Raw genomic sequence first — 7116 nt, 5'->3', positions numbered from 1 at the left:
TAACACAACTGACTCAAGTTGCGATCTTGATTTTAGATGACTGGGGCATGGAAATGCTGGATGCGAGCGAACGCAGTAATCTACTGGAGATCATCGATACCCGTCATGGCAAGGTATCCACCTTGGTAGCGAGCCAGCTGCCAGTGGATAAATGGTACGCCATGATAGGTGAAGCAACTTTTGCCGAAGCCATCTTAGACAGGCTGATCCATCGTGCTGTGAGAGTGACGTTAACGGGTGAATCGATGCSAAAACAGGGCACAAACTTGACGCATGCCGATCAAGCAGAGTAAAACAAAGATGTTGTAAATGCGGGAAGAAAAATCGTGATCGGCATGATGTTATTGACTGATCGAAATGATGTTATTAGCCAGCAATTTGTATGGCTACTTCCGTACCCAGGTTTTCACATGACCGGCAGCTGTATTTGGGGCGGATGTTTTTAATCACCCGGATTTGCGTGGATAAACTCAATCTGCTCACTGACTTCTTCACCCATCCGGTGCAGCGCATGGCCACAGCAGGCACAGGTTTTATCGGTAATATCATGGACAACTTCCACCCGTGGCAACTCGGCAGCGATACGTGGGCGGCGCGGTTTGGCAGGCTGTTCCGCTTCTGGCTGAGCAACTTCTGGCTGGGTTTGCTCTTCGTCAGCAAGCTGTTCTGCTTCGTTCAGCACCTCGCCATCTCCCTGATAGCTTTCGCTGCTGGGGCTGTATTTTTTGTACTGGGCAAGGTTGTATTGCTCCAGCAATTGCTGCAGCTTATCAGAGAGTTTCTGGTTTACTTGCTCTAATTTGGCAATGCGTCTGTCTTTTTGTGCCAGTTTACGCTCAAGCTTTTGCGTCTGCTCAAGCAGCATTTTCTTGAGCAGTTCCACATCGTCTGGCAAGGATTTAGGTGTCTTTTTCATGGCCGTTATTGTAACGGCCAATACGGCTAAGTGCCTGTACTTATTTAGATTGTTTAAGCTGCGATCGAAAGGATTTATAGCCGATCGGCATATCAGCCCACACTTTGGTATTGTAGCGGCTGATGCGGTGTCAGTTTTTGGATATCAATACCCTGCAACAACCAGTGCCACTGCTGCTCACTGATGCAGAACACCTTATCGGGCATAAGACGCGGCCAGCGGAATTTGTCTTTTTCCAGCCGTTTGTACCACAGGCAAAAACCTGTGCTGTCCCAGTACAGCACTTTTAGACGGGTACGCTGGCGGTTACAGAATACAAACAAAGCACCGCTAAACGGCGATTGCTGCATGTCCTGTTCAACCAACAGCGACAAGCCATTGATAGACTTTCTAAAATCTACCGGCTGTTTATGCAGGTAGATTTTGGGCGGGTCGATAAACATCTTCATGATTAAAGCGCCCGGAGCAACGCAGCTAACCACAAGGCATCCGTGCCTGACGGTAAGTGCAGCTCTACATCGTGCTTTTTCAGCAGCATTGGCTGGCTAAGCAACATGCCTTGAGTGGTCAGCTCGACAAAGCCGCTATCGTCTTCGTGTTGCCAGGCGAGAAGTTGCCGCTTACGATAACTGAAATAGGTTGGGTCAATGCCTTGCTGTTTTGCAAATTCGGTTTGAGTTAACCCACTGGTTTTTTGCTGGTCAAACAGCGCCAGCCATTGTTTGGTTGTTCTACCTCAGGTTCGGTTGAAAACGTTCAGAAGGAAATAGGAAAAATTTTGGAATCGGCTCACCGAAATAACCCGGCTAGGGGAATTACGGGTGCCCTTCTCTACTCTGGGGGATATTTTTGTCAGGTGATTGAAGGCTCGGAAGAGTCTTTAGAATAACTTTTCGAAATTATTCAACTAGATGACAGACATACTGATGTAACGGTTCTTCACTTCGAGCCATTAGATGAGAGAAACTTTGCTGACTGGTCAATGGCGCTTGCTGGAATTGAGGATAAAGCACGGTTTAATCTTGATGGCCTGCTTGGCTCAAAAGATGAAATTCAGATTAAAGAAGCAGGAGCGAGCATTGTATCAACGCTAGATGAATTGATTAGGCAGCATCAAGACCTTGTTAAATGAGAGGCTTGTTTCAGAGCATCGAGCGCGGCGCACGCCTGTAACAAAATAATAAYAACGAGCTTAAGGATTCAATAAGCTACAACGTACTGTTTATAACAGTGCTCTCTAAAGCTAAATTGATTGAACCATCGTTCTGATAAACTAACACACCATTTTTTGAGCCTTTTTTCACCTGATACATTGCTTGGTCAGCCCGCTTACAAAGTTGTTCGCTTGTTATCCCATGCTGTGGGTAGAGCGCGATACCAACACTCATCGAAATGTTTGCTTCGCTACCAGCAGGCAGAGATATGGGGGACTTAACTTCGGCAATGAACTTAGTCGCCTTATCGATAGCCTCTTGTTCGTCAACGATATCTTGAAGCAGCACTACGAACTCATCTCCTCCTAATCTGGCAAGCGTATCCGATGCGCGTATGCACTGTTCAATACTCTTAGCTACCGTTTTAAGCACAACATCGCCGGCTTCATGACCATAGATATCGTTGACTGTCTTAAACCCATCCAGATCAATGAAGAACACAGCCAGATGCGTTTTTTCGCRCTCTGCCAGGGCAAGTGCCTGCGAAATGCGGTCATTAAACAATTGTCGGTTAGGGAGGTCAGTCAAAACGTCGTGATAGGCCCCTCGGTAGTAAGTTTCCAGTTGAAGTTTACTGCGGGTGATATCCTGATGGGTGCCATACATAATGATGGGCTTACCTTCATCATCCCACTTCCCAACCTTGCCACGGTCAAGAACCCACTCCCAGTGTCCGTCCTTATGACGCATGCGAGCCTCGCACTCATAAAAAGGTGTCTCACCCAAAAAGTGTTGCTTGAGCAACTGTTCTGACTTTTTAAAATCGTCCGGGTGTGTGAGTTTGATCCAAGTTTCTATGGAGATTGGCTCAAGCTCTTCAAGCTTGTAGCCAATAATCTTTGCCCATTTATGGTTAAATACAGTTTCACCAGTTTGAATATGCCACTCCCAGGTGCCAACACGGGTACCTTCCAGAAAAGCATTCAATCTAGCCCTTTCCATTGAAAGGTCCTCTGTCATCTCCCTCGCCAGAGCTTCTGCTCTCGACCGGCCTGAAATTAGTATAAAAACTAAAACAGACAACATACCACTCAACATGACACCAGTTAAAACAATAACTCTCGGCAACCCGGTCTCGACTCGTTGCAAAAGGCTCTTACTTGCTTGAATGCGTAATGTCCAGGTTTGCCCCAGCAAATCTAACTGATGGACTGACTCAAACTCTGGCCAGACATCATCTCTATTTAAACTACCAAAGTGAGTTTGCGCCGCAGCACGCAATTCTTTACCATCGAAGATGTCTATAACCAGATCGCGCTCTTGCTCTCCCATAAGTCCTTCCAGGAAGTCAGTCATGCGAAACGGTGCATATACCCAACCCAGCAAACTTGCCCGGCGCTCTGCCACCGTAGCAGCCGGTAGGTCTTTATCATACACGGCTTGATATATCAGAAACCCTGTTTGCTCATGAACTCCGACTTCCTGCTGCAGTCGAACCCAACCGGAGAGCATCATTTCACCAGTGTCCATTGACCGTTGCATGGCGAAGCGTCTCACGGGCTCAGAGTACATATCATAGCCAAACGCCCTCAAGTTACGCCCCGAGAATGGCTCAAGATAGATTATCGAGGAATAAAGATCTCTTTGGCCTTCAGGGAGTACGCTGTAGGATGGAAACCCTTCAGCACGAATTTGTTCAATATGTACCTGCAGTTCTAATGGATGAATTGCCTTGGCAAATCCAATACCTTGGATGCCAGGTAAGTAGCGTTCAAGAGCCTGACGCTCGTAATAATCTCTAAATTGATGTCGGTCGACAATTTTGTAAATATTAAAAATACCTGCCGTGCCACGAAGTACCTGTTGGTAGGCTGCCATACGGCTCTTAATTCGCTCAACAGCTTCCCGGGCTCGGAACTCGAAATAGACTTGCTCACGTTCGTGGACAGAATTGACAATAATTTGATATATCACAGCAGTGGAGCCCAGCCCAAGAACAAAAACCACTACAGCCAATAGAAACTGGATGGCATGGCTCGACTTCCCTAATGCATTCTTGCTAGATATGTTCCAAATCTCAGACCACATATCATTTTACTTGATGGTATTTCACGTGCAGGTGATATGTCGTTCAATTTTTTGGAAACTCGTTCATRGTAGCTAACGTTAGTTGGTTTCGACCATTACGTTTTGACTTATACAAGGCTTCATCGCAACGGCTGATCAGCTGCTCTAAACTTTCTTTCTGAAATAATGATGCAACTCCCAGTGACACGGTGACCTTGCCTACATTCTGAAACTGCTCTGAAGCAATTCGCAATCGCAAACGTTCAGCTAATTCTGCCGCGACCATATCAGTGCAATTCTCAAGCAGGATCAAAAACTCCTCGCCGCCCCAACGAATTACCCGATCATTACCCCGAACCRACTTTCGAAGCAGACCCGATACTTGAGCTAAAATCTGATCACCAACAGGATGCCCAAAGCTATCATTAATCTGCTTAAAGTGGTCAATATCGCAAAGAATGAGACTCATGGACTCTTCCCGGCTAAGAGTAAAGCTATAAGCCTCACTTAACAACGCCTTACCATGATTGCGGTTAAACAAACCAGTTAGTTGATCCACTGTTGCCGATTCACGAAGCGCCTGCTCTTCACGAAGTCGMTCAGTGACATCTTTTCCAACACTAACATAGTTAGTAATGTTACCAGCTTGGTCTTTGATAGCGGAGATACTCTGCTCAGAATGATACAAGGTACCGTCTTTACGTTTATTAATGAAAATTGCCTGGAACGTCTTTGCTGTCATTAAAGACGCTTTTACGTTCTTATAAAAGTCATCGTCGTGTAAGCCTGACTTGAAAAGTGTTGGTGTATTGCCGATTAATTCTGATTCTTCGCAACCGCTAACCTGGATAAACGATTGATTAGCAAAGATTATCTTTGCATGCGCATCGGTAACGAGTATCGGCTCTGCTGCGACATCCAGTGCCTGACCAAGAATTTTACTGGTCTCTTCTACCTTGGCATAAGCAGTMATATCTTGCTGCACTGAAACAAAGTGCGTGATGTCACCCACCTCATCTCGTACCGGTGAGATATTCCAGCGCACCAAATATGGCGAACCGTCTTTGCGGTAATTAGTAGTCATACCCTCGAAGTATTCACCACTGGTAAGACAACTTCTAAGCCGGTTAATCACCTCCTGATCTGTAGCAGGGCCTTGTAACATCTTCAATGACTGACCATACAACTCATCAATTGCGTAACCTGTCATCTGACAAAAAGCAGGGTTCGCAATTTTTACAGGATATCCTGCTGCCCTGTCAGCACTGGTAATCACAACCGCGTTCCAAGACTGCATAATCGCCATTTTCAGCAAGCTAAGTTCAGAACTTCCCATCGAATTTTTCTCTTCCGCTGAAAACAAAAGACTGACATGAACAGCTTACATAATCAAGGCCTTAAGTATAAATTTTTTTGATTATTATAACAAAAGTATGTTTTTGACACCGTTATGGACACTCAACGCTTTTCAAATCATCGGTTATTCTCTTGATAATCTTATACAACCTATATCTAATTGATTTGCTAGTAAATTATGGTAAAGATATATGGCTTTGCGTAATTMGAGGGAACTAAATCAGAAGGTTGCGATCTGATCGGCTAAGTAAGTTAATCATCCTAGTCTCATGCCGAAACCTCGCTACAAAACAACGAACTGGAAACAGTACAACAAAGCCTTAATCAACCGCGGTTCACTCACTTTCTGGATTGATGAAGAAGCCATTCGCCAGTGGAAGCAGAGCAAACAAAATAAACGAGGTAGACCTCGTCAGTTCAGCGACTTAGCCATTACTACTGCGCTTATGGTGAAACGAGTTTTCTCAATGCCGTTGAGAGCATTGCAAGGGTTTATCGATTCTGTTTTTTCATTGGCTAACGTCCCTATAGTCTGCCCACATTACAGTTGTATCAGTCGAAGAGCTAAGCAAGTCGAGGTTTCATTTAAACCAAAGAGTAGAGGTGCAATACAGCATCTAGCTATTGATGCAACAGGTCTCAAGGTTTATGGCGAAGGTGAATGGAAGGTCAAGAAGCATGGTACTGACGGGAAGCGTAGAGTCTGGAGAAAGTTGCATTTAGCGGTAGACACCAGCACTCACGAAATCGTCGCGGCAGAACTGAGTTTATCTAATGTTACCGATGCAGAAGTCCTCCCTAACTTGCTCAAGCAAACCCGCCGAAGAATTATCGAGATATCTGGCGATGGCGCTTATGACACAAGGGATTGCTACGATGCCATACGGTTCAAGCGAGCTGTTCCACTGTAAGCGTAACGCCARCCACACCGCAAGGTGTGGTTGGCGTTACGCTTACGTTGCACCGACAATAATTGTTGAGCTCATATCGGTTTATCCCCGTGCTTACGGGGAACAGGAGCAAATCGCTAAAATCCGCAATGAAATACGCGGTTTATCCCCGTGCTTACGGGGAACAGCATGTCTGACAACCGTCTATAGGGCATATAGCCGGTTTATCCCCGTGCTTACGGGGAACAGCTCTACAATGCGATCCCAAATCTTCTTGTCTGCGGTTTATCCCCGTGCTTACGGGGAACAGTCGTTCATTAACTACTTCCAACAATACTATACCGGTTTATCCCCGTGCTTACGGGGAACAGTCCATTGAGCTACAAAACGCCTGTCGAATCGACGGTTTATCCCCGTGCTTACGGGGAACAGAATGTTACAACTTTGCACAGGGAAGCCGGGTGCGGTTTATCCCCGTGCTTACCTGTCTCTTGATCACATCTTTTGCTCAAGAGACAAGGCTAGCTGGTAACCTTCAAGGATGGTTTGCAGTTTAAACCATCCTTGCCATAACCTTTCCCAGCCTACAATTCCGCTTCGTTTGCTGTCATTCCAGCCCGCGAGTTTTCCTAATCTTAGATAAGCCCAATGCACACTGGGGACTTGTTCGGGCGGTTGGCTTTTTTCCGTCTTTAGCCATAACAACTTCCAGGCCAATGGGCTTAACAGGCTA

General features: G+C 45.9%; 6 protein-coding genes, 4 pseudogenes and 1 CRISPR repeat array. Of the genes and pseudogenes, 4 read left to right on the top strand and 6 right to left on the bottom strand.

Going from position 1 to position 7116, the window contains the following annotated elements:
• Positions 1-293, top strand: a 293-nt coding sequence (locus tag L5M18_RS22480) for an ATP-binding protein (RefSeq protein ID WP_263198665.1), incomplete at its 5' end; no start/stop codon positions are given.
• A 79-nt stretch (positions 294-372) separates the two neighbouring features.
• Here the strand turns inward: L5M18_RS22480 and L5M18_RS22475 are convergent.
• From L5M18_RS22475 to tnpA, 3 genes and pseudogenes are all read right to left on the bottom strand, one after another.
• Positions 373-916: pseudogene (locus L5M18_RS22475) on the bottom strand (IS66 family transposase zinc-finger binding domain-containing protein); the annotation flags it as partial.
• 92 nt (positions 917-1008) lie between these two features.
• On the bottom strand, positions 1009-1365 hold the full coding sequence (gene tnpB, locus L5M18_RS22470) for an IS66 family insertion sequence element accessory protein TnpB (protein WP_263198664.1): 357 nt from the start codon (positions 1363-1365) through the stop codon (positions 1009-1011).
• A 2-nt stretch (positions 1366-1367) separates the two neighbouring features.
• Positions 1368-1625, bottom strand: coding sequence for an IS66 family insertion sequence element accessory protein TnpA (tnpA, locus tag L5M18_RS23540; RefSeq protein ID WP_411569078.1), 258 nt, complete (start codon positions 1623-1625; stop codon positions 1368-1370).
• Between tnpA and L5M18_RS22460 the strand changes: the two are divergent.
• Together L5M18_RS22460 and L5M18_RS22455 are read left to right on the top strand one after the other, a co-directional pair.
• Positions 1611-1892: pseudogene (locus tag L5M18_RS22460) on the top strand (BLUF domain-containing protein); the annotation flags it as partial. The gene tnpA and the pseudogene L5M18_RS22460 overlap by 15 nt on opposite strands.
• A gap of 6 nt (positions 1893-1898) precedes the next feature.
• Positions 1899-2048 (top strand): hypothetical protein, encoded by a 150-nt coding sequence (locus L5M18_RS22455; RefSeq protein WP_263178087.1) that lies wholly within the window; start codon positions 1899-1901, stop codon positions 2046-2048.
• Between the two features lie 76 nt (positions 2049-2124).
• On the opposite strand, the gene L5M18_RS22450 is transcribed toward L5M18_RS22455, so the two are convergent.
• Positions 2125-4158: a CHASE domain-containing protein gene (locus L5M18_RS22450; RefSeq protein ID WP_263198663.1), complete on the bottom strand. Its 2034-nt coding sequence runs from the start codon at positions 4156-4158 to the stop codon at positions 2125-2127.
• Between the two features lie 43 nt (positions 4159-4201).
• Entirely contained in the window at positions 4202-5473 is a 1272-nt protein-coding gene (locus L5M18_RS22445) for a diguanylate cyclase (RefSeq protein WP_263198662.1), read from the bottom strand.
• A 289-nt stretch (positions 5474-5762) separates the two neighbouring features.
• On the opposite strand from L5M18_RS22445, the pseudogene L5M18_RS22440 reads away from it, so the two are divergent.
• Positions 5763-6401, top strand: a pseudogene (locus tag L5M18_RS22440) (IS5-like element ISVpa3 family transposase); the annotation flags it as partial.
• An 80-nt stretch (positions 6402-6481) separates the two neighbouring features.
• A CRISPR array of direct repeats spans positions 6482-6815; the repeat unit is 29 nt; unit sequence CGGTTTATCCCCGTGCTTACGGGGAACAG.
• A 63-nt stretch (positions 6816-6878) separates the two neighbouring features.
• Here the strand turns inward: L5M18_RS22440 and L5M18_RS22435 are convergent.
• Positions 6879-7116: pseudogene (locus L5M18_RS22435) on the bottom strand (IS4 family transposase); the annotation flags it as partial.

The organism is Shewanella sp. SM20 (genome assembly GCF_025654545.1).
In the GTDB taxonomy this organism is placed as follows: domain Bacteria; phylum Pseudomonadota; class Gammaproteobacteria; order Enterobacterales; family Shewanellaceae; genus Shewanella; species Shewanella oncorhynchi.
The sequence above is the reverse complement of the archived record's forward strand: the minus strand, read 5'-3'. Positions and strand labels throughout refer to the sequence as shown.